Source organism: Mesorhizobium sp. WSM3864 (assembly GCF_002294955.1).
Classification (GTDB): domain Bacteria; phylum Pseudomonadota; class Alphaproteobacteria; order Rhizobiales; family Rhizobiaceae; genus Mesorhizobium.
In genome coordinates this window covers 89,386-106,506 of the sequence record NZ_NSGD01000015.1, presented here as the reverse complement: position 1 = coordinate 106,506, position 17,121 = coordinate 89,386, and the positions used below count along the sequence as shown (strand labels likewise).

Annotated in this window: 18 protein-coding genes; 8 read left to right on the top strand and 10 right to left on the bottom strand. The window is 64.5% G+C overall.

Going from position 1 to position 17,121, the window contains the following annotated elements; translation table 11 throughout:
• Window positions 1-10: 10 nt before the first annotated feature.
• Both CK215_RS24415 and CK215_RS24410 read right to left on the bottom strand, forming a co-directional pair.
• Entirely contained in the window at window positions 11-391 is a 381-nt protein-coding gene (locus tag CK215_RS24415) for a VOC family protein (protein ID WP_067319618.1), read from the bottom strand.
• A 69-nt stretch (window positions 392-460) separates the two neighbouring features.
• Window positions 461-1,171, bottom strand: coding sequence for a YafY family protein (locus CK215_RS24410; RefSeq protein WP_095832458.1), 711 nt, complete (start codon window positions 1,169-1,171; stop codon window positions 461-463).
• A 124-nt stretch (window positions 1,172-1,295) separates the two neighbouring features.
• On the opposite strand from CK215_RS24410, the gene CK215_RS24405 reads away from it, so the two are divergent.
• The 6 genes from CK215_RS24405 (at window position 1,296) to CK215_RS24380 (ending at window position 8,250) form a co-directional block, all read left to right on the top strand.
• Window positions 1,296-2,354, top strand: a complete 1,059-nt coding sequence (locus CK215_RS24405; protein WP_095832448.1) for a class I SAM-dependent rRNA methyltransferase — start codon at window positions 1,296-1,298, stop codon at window positions 2,352-2,354.
• Complete coding sequence (locus tag CK215_RS24400; RefSeq protein WP_095832447.1) at window positions 2,355-3,230, top strand: RNA methyltransferase; 876 nt, start codon at window positions 2,355-2,357, stop codon at window positions 3,228-3,230.
• Complete coding sequence (gene lspA / locus CK215_RS24395; RefSeq protein WP_067318893.1) at window positions 3,227-3,715, top strand: signal peptidase II; 489 nt, start codon at window positions 3,227-3,229, stop codon at window positions 3,713-3,715. The genes CK215_RS24400 and lspA overlap by 4 nt, the downstream gene beginning before the upstream one ends.
• A 52-nt stretch (window positions 3,716-3,767) precedes the next feature.
• Window positions 3,768-4,757, top strand: a complete 990-nt coding sequence (locus CK215_RS24390) for an MDR family oxidoreductase (protein WP_095832446.1) — start codon at window positions 3,768-3,770, stop codon at window positions 4,755-4,757.
• 142 nt (window positions 4,758-4,899) lie between these two features.
• Window positions 4,900-7,179: a PAS domain-containing sensor histidine kinase gene (locus CK215_RS24385; RefSeq protein WP_095832445.1), complete on the top strand. Its 2,280-nt coding sequence runs from the start codon at window positions 4,900-4,902 to the stop codon at window positions 7,177-7,179.
• A gap of 186 nt (window positions 7,180-7,365) precedes the next feature.
• The gene (locus tag CK215_RS24380; protein ID WP_082953625.1) at window positions 7,366-8,250 is read left to right on the top strand and encodes a GNAT family N-acetyltransferase; all 885 of its coding nucleotides are present in this window, start codon (window positions 7,366-7,368) and stop codon (window positions 8,248-8,250) included.
• A gap of 170 nt (window positions 8,251-8,420) precedes the next feature.
• On the opposite strand, the gene CK215_RS24375 is transcribed toward CK215_RS24380, so the two are convergent.
• Window positions 8,421-9,053: a trimeric intracellular cation channel family protein gene (locus CK215_RS24375; RefSeq protein ID WP_095832444.1), complete on the bottom strand. Its 633-nt coding sequence runs from the start codon at window positions 9,051-9,053 to the stop codon at window positions 8,421-8,423.
• 111 nt (window positions 9,054-9,164) lie between these two features.
• Window positions 9,165-9,815 carry a nucleotide exchange factor GrpE gene (gene grpE, locus CK215_RS24370; RefSeq protein ID WP_095832457.1) on the bottom strand — a complete coding sequence of 217 codons (651 nt, stop codon included), beginning with the start codon at window positions 9,813-9,815 and terminating at the stop codon, window positions 9,165-9,167.
• A gap of 218 nt (window positions 9,816-10,033) precedes the next feature.
• Between grpE and CK215_RS24365 the strand changes: the two genes are divergently transcribed.
• Window positions 10,034-10,234, top strand: coding sequence for a hypothetical protein (locus CK215_RS24365; protein WP_067004075.1), 201 nt, complete (start codon window positions 10,034-10,036; stop codon window positions 10,232-10,234).
• A gap of 47 nt (window positions 10,235-10,281) precedes the next feature.
• Here the strand turns inward: CK215_RS24365 and CK215_RS24360 are convergent, their stop codons facing one another.
• From CK215_RS24360 to cysG, 6 genes are all read right to left on the bottom strand, one after another.
• Window positions 10,282-10,902, bottom strand: a complete 621-nt coding sequence (locus CK215_RS24360) for a DJ-1/PfpI family protein (RefSeq protein ID WP_095832443.1) — start codon at window positions 10,900-10,902, stop codon at window positions 10,282-10,284.
• A gap of 242 nt (window positions 10,903-11,144) precedes the next feature.
• Window positions 11,145-11,678, bottom strand: coding sequence for a DUF934 domain-containing protein (locus tag CK215_RS24355; protein WP_095832442.1), 534 nt, complete (start codon window positions 11,676-11,678; stop codon window positions 11,145-11,147).
• A 186-nt stretch (window positions 11,679-11,864) separates the two neighbouring features.
• Window positions 11,865-12,629 carry a phosphoadenylyl-sulfate reductase gene (locus CK215_RS24350; RefSeq protein ID WP_095832441.1) on the bottom strand — a complete coding sequence of 255 codons (765 nt, stop codon included), beginning with the start codon at window positions 12,627-12,629 and terminating at the stop codon, window positions 11,865-11,867.
• On the bottom strand, window positions 12,604-14,274 hold the full coding sequence (locus CK215_RS24345; protein WP_095778721.1) for a nitrite/sulfite reductase: 1,671 nt from the start codon (window positions 14,272-14,274) through the stop codon (window positions 12,604-12,606). The genes CK215_RS24350 and CK215_RS24345 overlap by 26 nt, the downstream gene beginning before the upstream one ends.
• 38 nt (window positions 14,275-14,312) lie before the next feature.
• Window positions 14,313-14,618, bottom strand: coding sequence for a DUF2849 domain-containing protein (locus CK215_RS24340; RefSeq protein ID WP_095832440.1), 306 nt, complete (start codon window positions 14,616-14,618; stop codon window positions 14,313-14,315).
• Entirely contained in the window at window positions 14,615-16,063 is a 1,449-nt protein-coding gene (gene cysG / locus CK215_RS24335) for a siroheme synthase CysG (RefSeq protein ID WP_095832439.1), read from the bottom strand. Before cysG ends, CK215_RS24340 begins: the two co-directional genes overlap by 4 nt.
• A gap of 419 nt (window positions 16,064-16,482) precedes the next feature.
• Here cysG and CK215_RS24330 point away from each other — a divergent pair, with 419 nt between their 5' ends.
• Window positions 16,483-16,923, top strand: a complete 441-nt coding sequence (locus tag CK215_RS24330) for a host attachment family protein (RefSeq protein WP_164747059.1) — start codon at window positions 16,483-16,485, stop codon at window positions 16,921-16,923.
• Window positions 16,924-17,121: the final 198 nt, after the last annotated feature.

Sequence of the window (17,121 nt, the reverse complement as noted above, 5' to 3'; positions counted from 1 at the left end):
CCCTACCGCCCTACTGCCCTGCTGCCTCGTTCGGCCAATAGACACGCAGCCGATGACCGTCGGGATCGAGCGCGACGAACGTGCGTCCGAAATCCATGTCGGTCGGTGCCTGTAGCATTCTCAGCCCCCGTTCCGCCCAGTCCGCATGCGTGGCGTCGACCGCGGCCGCATTCTCCATCGCAAGCACGAGCTCGCCGCCCCCGCCCGCGGCGGCGGCCGCCGGTTCAACCGTGTGACGCGACCACAAGCCGAGCTTGAAGCCGTTGTCGAGGACGAACATGGCGAAGGTGGGCGAGGCCTCTACTGGCTGGCGCCCGAGCAGCGAGGCGTAGAACGCCCCGCTCTTCTCGGGGCTGTCGACATAGAGGATGACGAAATTGGGCGTGGTCATGTCGGTCTCCAAGGTGTTTGAACCTTGGCCAAGCTAGATCATCCCACTGTCAGATTCTGGCAGCAGCGATCAGCCAGCAGGCTCCTGCGCCGTTTTCCGGGCCGATTCATCGTGCGTCGCTCGCCATTCCTTGAGCATCGCCTGGCGGCGGCGCGGATAGCGGATCTCGGTGGCTGCGAGATTGGCCATGCGGTCGGCGCGGAAATGCCGGAAATCCTGGCGCAGCTCGCACCACGCAACCACCACCCGCACCTTGTCGAAGAAGCCGAGCGCGAACGGCCAGACCATGCGCTCAGAGGTCGCGCCACCGGCGTCGCGGTAAAGGAAGCCGAGCTTGCGCTCGCTGCGGATCGCCTGCCTGACGATGCCGAGATCGATCGTCTCGCCGCTCGCTGAATTCGGCCCGACCAGTAGCGTCGTGGCGTCGAGATCCTCACGCAGATCGTCCGGCAAGACCGCCGCGATCTTGGACAACGCATCCGCCGCCGCCGCGGCCAGCCGCTTGTCCGGCTGTTTCGCCACCCAGCGCGAGCCGAGCACGATCGCCTCGATCTCCTCGTCGGTGAACATCAGCGGCGGCAGCATGAAGCCGGGCTTCAGCACATAGCCCAGCCCCGCCTCGCCTTCGATCGGCGCGCCCTGCCCCTGCAGCATCGCGATGTCGCGATAGAGCGTGCGGATCGACACGCCCATTTCCTCCGCAAGCGTGCGGCCGCTGACCGGCCGGCGGTGGCGGCGCAGAATCTGGATCAGGTCGAGCAGGCGTTCGGAACGGGACATGACCGGAGACTTGCCCGTTTCTTCGGGCGAGGTCCATCGCATCGCGACAGAACAGCGCCGGACCATGCGGTTGCGAAGGTCATGGGCCTATGCCAAAAGCGGCGTGCCGTTCCGGAGATTGTTCTTGAAGTCCTTTCGCGACCGAAACCGCGACAACCGTCCGCGCCAGCCGGCGAATCCCCCCAGCCAGTCGCGCCTGCGGGAGGCGGCTTCGCCGGAGAGGCCGGAGCCGCATCGTCGTCAGGCAGCAGAACCAGCGCAGCGCCCCCTCGCCCGCCGCGAAGGCCCGTTGCCCGCCGAGCGCCTGCCGCTGATCCTCGAGGTCGCGCCCAACGCCGACTATGCGCTGCTCGACAGCGGCGCCGGTGAAAAACTGGAGCAGTATGGGCCCTACCGCATCGTGCGCCCCGAAGGCCAGGCGATCTGGCAGCGGGCGCTTCCCGCCAAGGAATGGCAGCGCGCCGACGCCATCTTCACCGGCGACACCGACGAGGAAGGCATCGGCCGCTGGCGCTTTCCAAAAACGCCGCTCGGCGAAACCTGGCCGATGAAGCATGACGGCATCGACTATCTCGGCCGCTTCACCTCATTCCGCCATGTCGGCGTCTTTCCCGAACAAGCATCGCATTGGGACCACATGGCCGGCCTGATCGCCGCGGCAAAGCGACCGATCAAGGTGCTGAACCTCTTCGGTTACACAGGCCTTGCCTCGCTGGTGGCGGCGCGCGCCGGCGCAGAGGTCACTCATGTCGACGCCTCGAAGAAGGCGATCGGATGGGCGCGCGAGAACCAGGAGAGAGCCGGCCTCTCCGACAAGCCGATCCGCTGGATCGTCGAGGACGCGGTTAAGTTCGCCGAGCGTGAGGAGCGCCGTGGCAGCCACTATGACATCGTGCTCTTCGACCCGCCCGCCTATGGCCGCGGTCCCAAGGGGGAAGTCTGGCAATTGTTCGAGGATCTGCCGGGGCTCACCGATCTCTGCCGCTCGATCCTGACGCCGAAGCCGATCGCCGTGGTGCTGACCGCCTATTCGATCCGCGCCTCCTTCTTCGCCATCCATGCCTTGATGCGGGACGCCTTCGCCGGCATGGGCGGCACGGTCGAATCCGGCGAGCTGATCATCCGCGAGAAATCCGCCGGCCGCGCGCTGTCGACCTCGCTGTTCTCGCGCTGGGTGGCTTGAATGGTCCCGCATGATGGCGCCCGGCCCGTCGGGCAGGTCAAGGAAGTCACCAGCCTCGCCAATCCGCTGGTCAAGGACATCAAGGCGCTGGCGCTGAAGAAGTTCCGCGACCAGCAGAACGCCTTCATGGCGGAAGGCCTGAAGCTGGTCATCGACGCACTCGACCTCGGCTGGTCGATCAGGACGCTCGTCTTCGCCAAGGCCGGGCGCGGCAACGCGGCGATAGAAAAGGTCGCGGCGCGCACTGTCGCCGCCGGCGGCACCGTGCTCGAAGTCTCGGAAAAGGTGCTGGCGGCAATCACCCGCCGGGAAAACCCGCAAATGGTCGTCGGCGTCTTCGTCCAGCAGACGCTGCCGCTGAAGGATATCCGCGCCACGGACGGCGACGTCTGGGTCGCGCTCGACCGGGTTCGCGATCCCGGCAATCTCGGCACCGTCATCCGCACCGTCGACGCCGTCGGCGCCAAGGGCGTCATCCTGGTCGGCGACACCACCGATCCGTTTTCGCTGGAAACGGTGCGCGCCAGCATGGGCTCGATCTTTGCCGTGCCGGTCGCGAAGGCGACGGAGCAGGCTTTTCTGGCCTGGCGGCGCGACTTTCCGGGCCTCGTCGCCGGAACGCATCTGAAGGGCGCGGTCGACTACCGGTCGGTCGACTTTTCGAGAGGCCCGGTGCTGCTGTTAATGGGCAATGAGCAGCAGGGCCTGCCCGACAGCCTTGCCGACAGTTGCGACCGGCTGCTCAGGATCCCGCAGGCCGGACGCGCCGATTCTCTCAATCTGGCGGTTGCCACCGGCGTCATGCTGTTCGAAATCCGGCGTGGCGCGTTGAAGCTCGACCCCACTGCCGACGCGATGAGGGCTGCGAAAACGTGAAATCCTGGTCCCCTTACGCCCTGCTGGTCGTGCTCGCTATCGCACTCGACCAGTGGATAAAACAGCTGGTGGAAAACGGCCTCGCCTTCCAGGAAAAGGTGGATCTGCTGCCTTTCCTGGCGCTGTTTCGCACCTACAACACCGGCATCGCCTTCTCGATGTTCTCGTCCTTCGGCGACACCGGCCTGGTGGCCATCGCCGCGCTCGTCGTCGCCTTCGTGCTCTATCTGGCGGTGCGCACGCCCGCCGGTCATGTCCTTGCCCGGATCGGCTTCGCCCTGATCGTCGGCGGCGCGCTCGGCAATCTGATCGACCGCGCGGTCTACGGCCACGTGATCGACTATATTCTTTTCCACACGCCGGTCTGGTCCTTCGCGGTGTTCAACTTTGCTGACGCCTTCATTTCCGTCGGCGCCGCGCTGGTCGTCTTCGACGAGCTGATCGGCTGGCGGCGGGAAACCAGGTCCCAGGATCCAGGCAATTGACCTGGCGCGGCCACCGCCGCAAATTTGTTTCAAACAAAACGAGGAGACCAAAGTGTCCGATACCTTCAAAGCCATCCTCGTTTCGCGCGACGCCGAGAAGAAGCAGTCGGTCGAGATCGTCGACCTCACCGAAGCTGACCTGATGGAAGGCGATGTCACCGTCGCCGTCGAGGCGACGACGGTGAATTACAAGGATGGGCTGGCCATCACCGGCAAGGCCCCGGTCGTGCGCCGCTGGCCGCTGGTGCCCGGCATCGATTTCGCCGGCACTGTCATCGAATCTTCGCACCCCGACTGGCGCAAGGGCGACAAGGTCATTCTCAATGGCTGGGGCGTCGGCGAGACGCATTACGGCGCCTTTGCCGCCCGCGCCCGCGTCAAGGGCGACTGGCTGGTGCCGCTGCCCGACGGCATGAGCCCGCATGATGCGATGGCAGTCGGCACCGCCGGCTATACGGCAATGCTCGCCGTCATGGCGCTGGAGCGGCATGGCATCGTGCCGGATCGCGGGCCGGTGGTGGTGACGGGGGCCGCCGGCGGCGTCGGCTCGGTCGCCATCTCGATCCTCTCCACCCTCGGCTACCATGTGATCGCCTCGACCGGGCGCAATGCCGAAAGCCCCTATCTGATCGACCTCGGCGCGGCTGAGGTGATCTCACGCGACGAGCTCAGCCAGCCGGCCAAGCCGCTGGCCAAGGAACGCTGGGCCGGCGGCGTCGACTCGGTCGGCACCCATACGCTGGCCAACGTGCTGTCGATGACGTCCTATGGCGGCGCGATCGCCGCGTGCGGCCTGGCCGGCGGCATGGACCTTCCGACGAGCGTCGCCCCCTTCATCCTGCGCGGCGTCTCGCTGCTCGGCATCGATTCCGTCATGGCGCCGAAAGCGGTCCGCCTCGAGGCGTGGCGCCGCATTGGCGCCGACCTCGACCTCAAGAAACTGTCGACCCTGTCGCGCTCGATCGGCTTCGACGGCATCATCGGCGCCGCGCGCGACATCGTCGACGGCAAGATCAGAGGCCGCGTGGTCGTCGATCTATAGGGCAATTCCAGGAATAGAGTTCGGCGATTTCGCGTCCAAGGCGCCCAAAACCAGGCAAAACTGCCGGTTATCGGCATGGACGACTAAAATTCGAACGATCCGCCGCAATCTTCCATAATCTCTGTCTGGCAAGGTTTTCCGCATGCTCGCGGACTCCGACTTCAGACAGGACAGCAAAGCCGCAGGCGACGACGGACTGGGTCCTGACGCGCCGAAGCGGCAGGTGCTGGTCGCGCCGCCGCTGGTCCCCGCATTCCAAGCGGACAGTCATGAAGGCCTGCCGTTCCTGACGATCGTCGCCATAGTCGTCCTGGCCGGGCTGGCGCATCTCACCGGAGCGCCGATCTTCATCACCATAGGCCTCCTGGCGACGGGTCTGGGCGGCCTGATGATGCATCTGCGCAACCAGCGCGCCGAGCGGCGCACCGCCGCACTTCTCGACGAGACGGCCGCCCGTAGCCGCGCCGAGATCGAGACCCTCGCCGATCGCATGTGGGAGATGCAGGAGAGCGAAGAGCGTTTTCGCGGTCTGATCGATGCGCTCGGCGACCTCGTTGTCCATCGCGACCGCGACGGCCACATCGTCTACGCCAACAAGGTGTTCGCCTCGCTCGTCGAGATCGATCAGCGCGACCTCGCAGGCAAGACGCTTTCCGAGCTCGGCATCGACGTCGGCGTCGTGCCCGAGGCCGCCTTTTCGGATCATGAATGCCTGAGCTCCACCGATGTCGCCATCCGCACGCCGAACGGGCCGCGCTGGTTCTCCTGGATCGAGCTCTCGGTGCGGGACAGGGACACCGGTGCTGTTTCGCACCGGGCGATCGCCCGTGACATCACCGCCCGCAAGCGCGCCGAATCGTCGCTGATCACCGCCCGCGAGCGGGCCGAATACGCCAGCCAGGCCAAGTCGCGCTTCCTTGCCACCGTCAGCCACGAGATCCGCACGCCGATGAATGGCATCATGGGCATGGCGAAGCTGCTTGCCGACACCGACCTGTCGCCCGAGCAGCGTACCTATGTCGGCGCCGTCTCGACTTCCGCAAGCTCGCTGCTGGCGCTGATCGAGGATCTGCTCGACTACTCCAAGATCGAGGCCGGCCGCTTCGATCCCGAGCCGCAGCCCACATCACTGCGTGAGATCGCCGACAACATCATCGAGCTGCTGGCCGCGAAGGCCTTCTCCAAGACCATCGGCCTCGGCTGTCACGTCGAACCCGACGTGCCGCAGATGATCACCGCCGACCCCGGTCGCGTGCGCCAGGTGCTGCTCAACCTCATCGGCAATGCCGTCAAGTTCACCGACACAGGCGGCGTGCTGCTTACCGTCGCGCGCGCCAGCACCGAGAGCACCGACCGCATCCGCTTCACCATCGCCGACACCGGTCCGGGGCTGCGCGAAGAGGATATGGAGCGCATCTTCGAGGAATTCGAGCAATCCGACGGTACTTCGACCAGGGTGCACGGCGGCGCCGGTCTCGGCCTCGCCATCTCCAAGCGCCTGGTGATCGCCATGGGCGGCACGATCTCGGTTTCGAGCCGGCTAGGCGAGGGATCCGAATTCGTCTTCGACATTCCGGCGACCGCGGCAACCCAACCGCCACAATATCGCCGGGACATCCTCTCGGGCCGACGCGCGGTGATTGTGTCCAAGAATGCCGTCGAGGCCGATGCCATCGCTCGCACCATCCGCGCGCATGGCGGTGCCGTCGAGATCGCGGCCACGCCGGACCAGGCCATTGCCTTCGCCGCCGGCTGCAACGTGCTTCTGGTCGACGCCGCGCTCGAGAACAGCGACGGCCGCCTGCTCAAGCGGCTGCGTCAGAGCGGTTTTGTCGACTGCCAGGCCATCACCCTGATCGCACCCGCCGATCGCGGCATGCTTGGCGAATTCCGCGCCAACGGCTACGCGACGTTTCTCGCCCGGCCGGTGCGCGGCGAAACGCTGCTGCGCGTGCTGTTGACCAGCCATGTGCCGGCACCCGCCGAGCCGCGGTCGGAACCGCGCGGCACCGCGTCCGTCCGCCGCCGCGACAAGGGCCTGTCCGTGCTGATCGCGGAGGACAATGACATCAACGCGATGCTTGCCCGCGCCACGCTGCTCAAGGCTGGACATCGCGTCAAGATCGTCAGCAACGGCAAGGCCGCGGTCGAAGCCGTCACCGACGCCGGCCTCAAGCATCGTTTCGATGTCGTGCTGATGGATCTCCACATGCCGGTGATGGACGGGCTGGACGCGATCGCCGCCATCCGCCGCCATGAGGAAGCGCTTGCCGTCCCGCCGATCCCGATCATGGTGCTTTCGGCCGACAGCCAGGAAAAGACGCGCCACACGGTTTTGGCCCACGGCGCCAGCGGCTTCGTCACCAAGCCTCTCGACCCCGATGCGCTCGTCCAGGCCGTCGAGAGCCAGGCAGCGGCGTAACGAATATTTTAGACTTTCCCGAACGCCTTGGATTGCTTGGCTTTCGCAGCCATAAGATAGCCGGTTGAGGGTATTGCCCAGCCGACGAAGTATTGCCGGGATCGCCGTATCACGGTACTGTCACAATCCTGTTGCACCTACACCGTATCCCCGTGCCAAGAGGGATGGCTCGAAGGAGAATCACTCGTGCATACAGTCATGCCTGAATGCGATACTCGGCCGAACGCCAGCGCCCTTCTCGGCGCGCGTGCCGCCGACGCTTTCGCAAGCGGCGCACCGCTGGGCCGCATCGGCAACCTGGAAGTGCGGCTCGCCCGCAACGGGGCCGAGATCGCCGCCGCCCAGGAAGTGCGTTATCGGGTATTCTATGACGAGCTCGGCGCGAGGAAGGATTTGTTCCAGGCGCAGGATCGGCGCGATGCCGACCGCTTCGACCCGCTCTGCGATCATCTCCTGGTTTTCGACACCTCGCTTCCCGGCCCAGAGCACCGCCGTATCGTCGGCACCTATCGCCTGCTGCGGCAGGAGATCGCCACCGCGGCGGGCGGCTTCTACTCCGAGGGCGAGTTCGAGCTGACCAAGCTGGTGGCGCGCCATCCGGGCCAACGCTTCCTGGAGCTCGGGCGCTCCTGCGTGTTGCCGGAATACCGCTCCAAGCGCACCATCGAGGCGCTCTGGCAAGGCATCTGGGCCTATATCAACCACTATGGCATCGGCGTGATGACCGGCTGCGCCTCCTTCCACGGCACCGTGCCGGCGGCGCATGCGGAGGCGCTTACCTACCTCGCCCATCACTGCCGCACCGACCAGGCCTGGGATGTCCGGGCGGTGGCCGGCCGCTACTGCTCGATGGACTTGATGCCGATCGAGGCGGTCAATGCCAAGGCCGCGATCGCCGCCATGCCGCCGCTCGTCAAAGGCTATCTGCGTGTCGGCGCCCGCATCGGCGACGGCTGCGTCATCGACCACGAATTCTCCACCGTCGACATTTTCGTCGTCATGCCGGTCAAGGAGATCGGCGCCCGCTACGTCAACTACTATGGCGGCGAGGGCCAGCGTTTCGCGGCGTGAGTCTAGCGAATAGCGAATAGCGAATAGCGAATAGCGAATAGCGAATAGCGAATAGCGAATAGCGAATAGCGAAGGTAGTAACGATAGTGGGCTGATTACAACCAGCCCTATTCGCTACTCCCTATTCGCTATTCGCTGTTTGCTACCTATTCGCTATTCGCTGTTTGCTGTTACGGAATATCCTCCGGCCTTCGCCCCGGCCGGCTCTTATAGGCCGGGAACGACCAGCCGAATTTGAGCGCCCCGCCCCGCACCAGGAACGCCGCCGCAAAGCCGAGCAGGCTGGATGGCAGGGCCGACATGCCAACGAGATCGCCAAACGTGAAGAGCGCTGCACCCGCAAGCGCGGCCGTGACATAGATTTCGGGCCTGAGCAGCACGGAAGGCTCGCCTGCGATCAGGTCGCGCAATATGCCGCCGAAGGTCGCGGTGAGCACCCCGGTGATGACCGACACGACCGGCGAGCCGGTGATCGCCAGGCCCTTTGCAGCCCCCATCACCGCAAAAGCGGCAAGCCCGATCGCATCGAGCCAGAGCAGCAGCCTGTAGCGGGATTCCACGCGATGGGCGCTGAAGAAGACAAGCACTGCCATCACGGCGCAGATCAGCACATAGCCGCTGTTGGCGACCCAGAACACCGGCAGGTTGAGAATGACGTCGCGCAGCGTTCCGCCACCGATGCCGGTGATGCTGGCCAGAAACAGGAAGCCGATGATATCGAGCTCTTTGCGTGACGCGGCAAGCGCGCCGGTCGCCGCGAAGACGGCGACGCCGGCATAGTCGAGCAGCTCGATGGGATTCATTGGCGAGCGAATAGTGATTGGCGAATAGTCAGTGCACAGTGAATATCACGAAGCGGTGCGGTTGGTACCGTCCTTCCCTATTCGCTATTCCCTATTCGCTATTGGCTCCCTTCACGCATCCTTCTCGGCCTGCTCGTTCACCGGACCCGGCTCGACCGGCGCTTCGGCGGCGGCGGCCTTTGGGCCGCCCTTGGAGACGCCGACCATCGCCGGCCTCAACACGCGCTCGCCGATCGAATAGCCGGGTTGCACGACCTGGACCACGGTCCCGGCCGGAACGTCGGGGTTGGACACCTCGAACATCGCCTGATGGAAGTTCGGGTCGAACTTCTCGCCTTCGGGCGCAAGCTTCTTCACCCCATGCCGCTCCAGCGCCGCCAGCATGGCGCGCTCGGTGAGGTCGACGCCCTCGATCAGCGCCTTGAAGCCGGCATCGCCGGAGGCCTTGGCCTCGGTCGGAATGGCGTCCAGCGCGCGGCGCAAATTGTCCGACACCGACAGCATGTCGCGCGCGAAATTGGCCACAGCGTAGGTGCGTGCGTCATGTACATCACGCGCGGTACGGCGCCGCAGATTCTCCATTTCGGCAGCTACGCGAAGCGCCCGGTCCTTCAGTTCCTCGTTTTCCTTCAGCAACCGCACAAGCGCCTCATAGTCGCCGTCGACGCCGCCTTCCGCACGTTCGCCGGAAGCCCGGGCCTCGGAAGCCTGGTTGGCTTCGATTTCCTCGGGCGCGCGTTCGTCTTTTGCCTGGTCGCTCATCGCCATTTCCCGTCATTCGAATTGGTTTGGATTTGCGCCCGATATCGAGGTTTAGGGGCCAAAAATCAAGGGGCAAGCACCGATGACCACCCTTCCACGATCGTTCCAAATTAATTCAAATTTTACCGTACCGGACGGCTTTGCTTGCCACTAAGGGCCTATGCGGGAACCATTGCCGGGCTGCGAGAGTTTCGAAGCCGACACAGGATTTTGGGACCATGAAGGGCAACATCGGCGAAAGGCGCGCCAAGCTCGCCGAGGATATCAGGCGACAGGTTGGCACCGAAACGACCAAGCGCCTTCTGCGCACGCTGCCGGCATTTCGCCTGGAAAAAGAAGTCCCAAAGCAGTTCACGGATCTGCTCGACCGCCTGGACGGCGCCGAAGCGGACAAGGTGGACGGCCAGCGGCAGCACTAGCCGCAGACCGCCCTTTCCCTAATTCCACAGCGTAAGGCGCTGAGGAGCTATGCGGCCCTGCGCTCGTCGCGCATCAGCGCCTCGCCATGGCGAATCTCGGTGCCAAGCACCTTGAGGCACTCCCGCATGAACGCCGCAAGGCCGGGCCATCCCTTTGCCGAAACCAGATTGCCGTCGACATGCGCGCCGGTCGGCGACACGTCGATATAGGTGCCCCCGGCGAGCGTCACTTCGGGCTCGCAATACTGCAGCGCCGCCACCTCCCTGCCGCGCACCACGCCGTCGACCGCGATCAGGATTTGCACGCCGTGGCAGATGGTGAAGATCGGCTTGCCGGTCTCGTGGAAATGCCTGACCAGCGCCTGCACGCGCTTGTCGATGCGAATATATTCCGGCCCGCGTCCGCCCGCAGCGTAGACCGCGTCGTAATCGGCGGGATTCACCTCGGCGAATGTCTTGTTGAGGATATAGTCGTGGCCGAGCTTTTCCGTATAGGTCTGATGGCCCTCGAAGTCGTGCAGCGAGGTCTTGAGCACGTCGCCGGCCTTCTTGTCCGGGCAGACGACATGGACGGTGTGGCCGACCGCATGCATCGCCTGCTCAAAAACGAAAATCTCGTATTCTTCGCTGAACTCGCCAACGAGCATCAGTATCTTCTTGCCTGCCATGCCGTTCCCTCCTTTGCCGGCTGTTTATTTCGGAGCGCGAAATAATCACCGTATCCTAAGGGCAAGACGGCAAAAGAGAAAGTGAAATTCGCAGAAGTGGTCTGACCAGATTGTTGCAAAGAGGCGCGTAGAACTGAGCCGACTGCGCCAAGACGTCAAAAGCAAGGTGCTTGGTCAGACCAAAGCTGCAGGCTCGCTTGGTTTACCGGATGGCTGCCTTCGGCGGTCAGCGCGGGGACGGCTCAGCCCGGGCGTTTGCGCCGCCAGGAATATTTCGGGCCCTTGGCTTCCGGCTCTACCGCCGGCTGGTAATAGACCGGCAAGCCGCCTGTGCGGCCTTCCTCCAGCCGCTTCAACAGCACCGGATTGGAGACCTCGAACTCGTCGAAGCCGAGCCGCAGCATATGCGGCAACTGGTCGACCAGCACCTGGCCCGTGGCGCGGACCGCGCCTTTGAAGTTATGCCGGGTGCGCAGCAATTCGCCTTTGGAGAAGGAGCGGCCGTCGTTGAAGGCCGGGAAGGCTAGCGCCACCAGCGACAGCTGGTCGAGCAGGCCGACGATCTTGTCGAGCTCGTCGCCGGGGAGCAGGAGCACGCCGAGGCGCTCCTTGGCCGACCTGCGGATATCGTCATCGAGCCCGAGAAAGGCCTGCAACGGCAGGATGAAGCGGCCATTGCCGGCAAGCGCTTCGCCGCGCTCGGCATGGGTCCATTCGTCCTCGCGGAAACCCTTCGGGGTCCAGAGGCGGATTTCCGATTTGGTCGGCTCAGTCATCCAAATTCCTAATGCCCTAAGATCCAAATGCCCTAAGAATGAAGGGATATGTCGCTGTTCAGGTCGGCCCGGAATCGAAAATGGTGGCTTTCGAGAACGGGAGCGGAGCGTACTTCAACTACGCGAGCTCCGAAAGCGTAGGAACCAGCCATTTGCAGGCCGGCCTCACCTGAGTAGCGGCTGTCCTTAAAGTGATGCGTCGGTCAGCGACTTCTCCAGCCCCGACAGATGGATGCCGCACTCGGTCTTGGCGTGCCCCGCCCAGCGGCCGCTGCGCGCATCCTCGCCTGGCTGTACCGGCTGCGTGCACGGGAAGCAGCCGATCGACAGATAGCCATAGGCGACCAGCGGGTTTTCGCGCAGCGCATGCGCGCGCATGTAGTCGGCCTGGTCAGATGTCGTCCAATGCGCGAGCGGATTGATGCGGATACGCGAGCCGACGGCCTCGAAGACCGGGAGTGCCGCGCGCGTCGAAGCCTGGAAGCGCTTGCGACCGGTGAACCAGGCGCGGAACGGCTCGACGCCACGCGCCAGCGGCTCGACCTTGCGCAGGTTGCAGCACGCGTCGGTATCGGTCTCATGCAGCCGGCCGGTCGGATCGACGCGTTCGAGCGCCGCTTCGTTCGGCTTGATCACTCTGACATCGGTCAGGCCGAAATCGGCGACCAGCGCGTCGCGGTAGCCCAGCGTCTCCTCGAAATGCTTGCCGGTGTCGAGAAAGATCACCGGCAGCGAGCGGTCGATCTCGGCAATCATGTGCAGGAGGACTGCCGAATCGGCGCCGAAGGACGACACGGCGGCAACCTCGCCGCGGAAGAATTCACGCCCCGAGCGCTCGATGATCTCGATCGGCTTCAGATGGCCGAGCAGCGCGTCGAGCCCCGCCGCTTCCGCGGCAACGCCGGCCTCGACGCCGCCGATCCGGTCAAGCGGCCTTGGTTTCGCCAGCATAGAGCGCCTCCTTGAACGGCGCGGGACCGACACGGCGGTAGGCGTCGATAAAACGTTCACTGGGATTGAGCCGAAGGCCGAGATAGGTGTCGACGATCTGCTCGATGGCATCGGTGATTTCTTCCGAAGAGAAACCGCGGCCGATGATCTCGCCGACCGACGTGTTCTCGTCGGCCGAGCCGCCAAGCGTGACCTGGTAGAGCTCGGAGCCCTTCTTCTCCACGCCGAGAATGCCGATATGGCCGACATGGTGGTGGCCGCAGGCGTTGATGCAGCCGGAAATCTTCAGCTTCAGCTCACCGATCTCGCGTTGCCGCTCCAGCGAGGCGAAGCGGCGCGAGATTTCCTGCGCGACCGGAATCGAACGCGCCGTGGCAAGCGCGCAATAATCGAGGCCGGGGCAGGAGATGATATCGCTGATCAGGTTGGAATTGGCGGTCGCCAAGTCGATCTCGACCAGGGCGTCATAGACGGCCTTGAGGTCGGCGCGCGCCACATGCGGCAGGATCAGGTTCTGCTCGTGGCTGACGCGCAGCTCGTCGAAGGCGTATTTCTCGGCGATGTCGGCAACCGCCTCCATCTGGCTGTCGGAGGCGTCACCGGGCACCTCGCCGATGCCCTTGAGCGAGATCGTCACCGCCGCATAGTCGGGGTGGCGATGCGTTATCACATTCTGGTCGAGCCACTCCGAAAAACTCTTGGAATCGAGCCGCGCCTGCTTTACCTGCGCGTCGCCTTCTGGCCGGTCAGGCAATGCCGGCGGCGCGAAATAGGCATTGATCGCCTGGATGTCGGCGTCCGGCAGCTTCAGCTCCGCGTCCTTCAACTCCTGCCATTCGGCCTCGATCTGGCGGGTGATCTCCTCGACCCCGGTCTCGTGGACGAGGATCTTGATACGCGCCTTGTACTTGTTATCGCGGCGGCCATAGAGGTTGTAAACGCGCAGGATCGCCGTGCAGTAGGACAACAGCTCGGCTTCCGGCAGGAAGTCGCGGATCTTCTTGGCGACCATCGGCGTGCGGCCCTGGCCGCCACCGACATAGACGGCAAAGCCCAGCTCGCCGGCCGCGTTCTTCTTCAGATGCAGCCCGATGTCGTGCGTCTGGATGGCGGCGCGATCACGCTCGGCGCCGGTCACCGCGATCTTGAACTTGCGCGGCAGGTACGAGAACTCCGGATGCACCGACGACCACTGGCGCAGGATCTCCGCATAGGGACGCGGATCGGCAACCTCGTCGGCGGCCGCGCCGGCGAAATGATCCGCGGTGACGTTGCGGATGCAGTTACCGCTGGTCTGGATGGCATGCATTTCGACACTCGCCAGATCAGCAAGGATCGCCGGGATGTCGGACAGCGCCGGCCAGTTGAACTGGATGTTCTGGCGCGTGGTGAAGTGGCCGTAGCCCTTGTCGTATTTGCGGGCGATGTGGCCGAGCATGCGCAATTGCCTGCTGTTCAGCGTGCCGTAGGGCACGGCGATACGCAGCATATAGGCGTGCAACTGCAAATAGACGCCGTTCATCAGCCGGAGCGGCCGGAACTGGTCCTCGGTGATCTCGCCGGCAAGCCGGCGCTGCACCTGGTCGCTGAACTCGGCGACGCGGGCCTTTACGAAATCGTGGTCGAACTCGTCGTAACGGTACATGCTTCGTCTTTCAGGGCGCGTCCGCCCGCTTTATTGTTCTATGCCGCCCGTGCCGGAGCCGGGCTCGCCTGCTTGCCGATGTCGGTGCGGATGGTGGGGCCCGCGGCGCGGATCTTCTCGCGCAGCCGCACCGGCTCGACCGCGCCGTTGATCACGGTCACATCGATCAGGTTGACGTCGACGACTTCGTTGTTGGCAGCGGCCGCGGCGCCGACGGCCTCGAGCCGATCCTCCGCCGCCTTGTCATGGGCGATGTCGGCACCACTGACGGTCTCCGCCCAGCCGCCATCGGCGTACCAGACGGCGATACCGTCGGAGAGCCTGTTAGCGGTCAGAACCTTCATTGCTCAACTCCTTCGGCCGCTACGCCGGCCGTCTCTTCACGCGTGTGCGCCGCAAGCGGCTCGGATTGTTCGAAATTGGCGCCGGCGACCGCGTCGCCGATGATGGTCATGACCGGACCGGTAAGATCGGCGCGCGCTTCCAGCGACGGCAGGTCGGCGAGCGTGCCGTGGAAGCGGCGGCGATTGCCAAGGCTGGCATTCTCCACCACGGCGACCGCGGTATCGGGCGACAGCCCGGCTTCGATCAGCCGGCCGGCGACCTCGGCTGCGACCGAGCGGCCCATATAGACGGCGACGGTGGCGCCGGAAATGGCAAGTTTTGCCCAATCGGGCAGTGAGTTGCCCTTGAGGTCATGCCCGGTGGTGAACACCATCGAGGACGTCACGCCGCGCAGCGTCAGCGGCAATTCGAAATCGGCGGCCGCGGCGAAGGCGGCGGTCACGCCCGGAATCACCTCATAGGCGATGCCGGCCTCGCGAAGTGCTGCCATTTCCTCGCCCGCCCGCCCGAACACAAGCGGATCGCCTGACTTCAGCCGCACGACGCGCTTGCCGGCGCGGCCAAGCTCGATGAGCAGAGCGTTGATTTCTTCCTGGCTCTTGGAATGGCAGCCCTTGCGCTTGCCGACAGGCAAGCGCTCGGCATCGCGGCGCCCCATGGTGACGATCGCTTCCGGCACCAGCGCGTCATAGACGATCGCGTCGGCCTCCATCAGCAGGCGGTGGGCGCGCAGCGTCAAAAGATCCTCCGCGCCCGGGCCGGCGCCGACCAGCGCGATGTGACCCGCGGTCGGCGCGTCCGAAGTCAGGAGTTCGAGCGCAGCACTATGCGCCCTGGCGAACTCTCCGGCTTCAACCGCCTTGGCCGGGAGGCCGGCGAAGAAATCGCTCCAGAACCGGCGGCGGCGATTGCCCTTCGGCAGCCGCTCGGCAGCAGTGCGAAACGACGACGCCAAGGCTGCCAGCCGGCCAAGCGACGGCGACAGCATGCGATCGATGCGCACCCGCAGCAGCTGCGCCAGCACAGGGCCGGCGCCCTCGGTGCCGATGGCGATGGCGACCGGCGCGCGGTTGACCAGCGCCGGCGTGAAGAAGTCGCAGAGCTCAGGCCGGTCGACGGCGTTGACCGGAATGCCCAGCCGGCGGGCGTCTTCGACGACGCGGCGGTCGAGCGCCTCGTCGCCGCTGGCGGCAAACACCATAGCCGCGTCCTCGAGGTGCGCGGCATCGTAGGCGACATCGACGTGGACAGCGCCGGCGGTTGCAATGAAATTCAAAAGCTCGGGATCGGCATTGTCGGCAGTGATGCGCAGCGTCGCGTTTGATTGAGCAAGCAGTCTGGCCTTGGCCAGTGCCTCCTCGCCGTTGCCGACGATGGCCACGGCTTCGCCGTCGACCCGCAGGAAGACGGGGAAGGCGTTGAGCTTGGCATTGGCTGGCGACATGGCGATAAACAGTACGAGAACAGTCTGGCAGTTTTATGCGGGCCTGGGAAAAACCAGAAGGCAAGCACTCGCGCATCCCTTGATGGCAGGCAATCGCTTTTTCGCAGCCGCGAAAGGCAGGAGAAAAAAATTCTACGCCGGACCTCGAGGTGGTCGGGCACCTCTGCGAGAGCTATTGATCCGGCATAGTTTTTAGCGCCGTGCAGCCGACACGGCAAAACGGTTTTTTCTAAATTCTACTAACTTAGTAGATTAAGACGCGGTCTTGCTGGTGGGTGAGGTCGCTGCCGCCTGCAGCACATCCTCCAGTCGTTGGTTCATCCGGAACTATCATGCTCGGCGGTACGTTTCGCTAACGATCCATCCCGTCGGTCGAGCCGCGCTCGCGGGCTCCATTTGTGCTCAAGGCAAGGAGGAAAATCATGAACATCAAGCTTAAACGCGGTCTCTGGGTGGTCGTGGCCGACGGCGAAAAGGCGCTTTTCCTCCGCAATGAAGGCGACAGCAAGTTTCCGAACCTCGAGGTGGTTCAGGAGATGGAGCAGGAAAATCCCGCCACCAGGGAGCAAGGCACCGATAAACCGGGCCGATATGCCGAAGGACCACGCAGCGCGATCGAAGAGACCGACTGGCATCGCCTCGGCAAGGAACGTTTCGCAAGCGATATTGCCGACCGGCTCTACAAGCTTGCGCATCGGGGTGAGTTCGACCAGCTCGTGCTGATCGCGCCGCCGCAGGTGCTCGGCGAGATGCGGCAGAAGCTGCACAAGGAAGTCAGCGAAAAAGTGCAGGCCGAAATCCCCAAGACGCTGACCAATCATACCGTCTTCGACATCGAGAATCTGCTCAAAGCGGCCTGAGCGGCACGCAGGAACGCACAGTGCACGGGATTGATGCCGTGGCCCCCTGATGGCGGCTCGCTCTGATTTTCTCATCCGGCGTCCGATCGCGGCGCCGAATTCCGTCTAGCGGTGGTTGCGTCCCCGCCCCTCCCCCGACCATATTGCGAAGGGGCGGCGGCCCTCGGGCGGCGCTTATCGACATCGTGAATTCTCGAA